An 867-nucleotide genomic window follows, 5' to 3' on the forward strand; every position below is an offset into this window, starting at 1 on the left:
CAGCGTTCGCGCGGACCGAACAGGTCGGTCAGCCCCGCGGCCTCGTCGTCGGAGTAGGACCGCCGCAACGGCTCGATGCGGACCTGGCAGCGCAGGGCGATCGCGTGCACCGGGTCGTCGCCGGTGGTCACCGCGATGCGGGCGGTCAGCACCGGGCTGACGGTGTACGGCTCGGGCGCCACGTCGAGGACCGTGAAGTCGATGTCCATCATGGTGGTGTTTCAGAAGGTGTGTCGGAAGGTGTTTCCAGCGCGTGGGCTTGCAGGTGGGAGAAGAAGCCGTCGATGAACTCGCGCGCCTCCTGCCCGCCGTCGAACCCACGCCACAGGATCCGCAGTCGCCCGACGAATTCGTAACAGGCGTCGATGGGGACCAGATAGGTCTGCGGCGGACCGGTGTCGGGGACCCGCACCAACAACGCCTCCACGTCGTCGGCCAGCAGTCCCACCCGTGCGTCGGCGCCGCCGAGGGTGTCCCAAACATCAAGCGCGAGTTCGGATTCGCAGGCGCCGGCCGGCCCGGGGTAGAAGGCGACGGTGCGCCCGAGCGCGGAGTTGGTGAAGAAGAAGGCCACCCCCACAGGGATCTGCAATGCCTCCCACGCGCGTCGGTCCAGCGCGAAGTCCGGGAAGGACAGATACCGGTCGGGCACCGCGCGGTAGCGCAGTTCGGCCTGGGTGTCGGTGAACAGCAGATAGCAGGCCCGGCAGACACACATGAGCTGCCGGTCGGCCACGTTGACCACGTGCTGGTGCTCGTCGGCGATCGATTCCGAGCACATCTCGCACCGCTCGCCGGCCGGTTCGGGGGCCGGCCGGTTGCTGCGGATGCGGGTCAGGACGTCGTACGGGGTGGTCATGCCGGGGC

General features: G+C 68.9%; 2 protein-coding genes. Both read right to left on the reverse strand.

Annotated elements, in window-relative coordinates; genetic code table 11:
• Nucleotides 1–212 (reverse strand): DUF6084 family protein (locus A5701_RS24160; protein WP_231972876.1); only part of this gene is annotated, 212 nt, incomplete at its 3' end.
• The gene (locus A5701_RS24165; protein ID WP_067760295.1) at nt 209–859 is read right to left on the reverse strand and encodes a DUF5947 family protein; all 651 of its coding nucleotides are present in this window, start codon (nt 857–859) and stop codon (nt 209–211) included. The genes A5701_RS24165 and A5701_RS24160, both read right to left, overlap by 4 nt.
• Nucleotides 860–867: the final 8 nt, after the last annotated feature.

It is taken from the genome of Mycobacterium sp. E3305, from assembly GCF_001666785.1.
Classification (GTDB): domain Bacteria; phylum Actinomycetota; class Actinomycetes; order Mycobacteriales; family Mycobacteriaceae; genus Mycobacterium.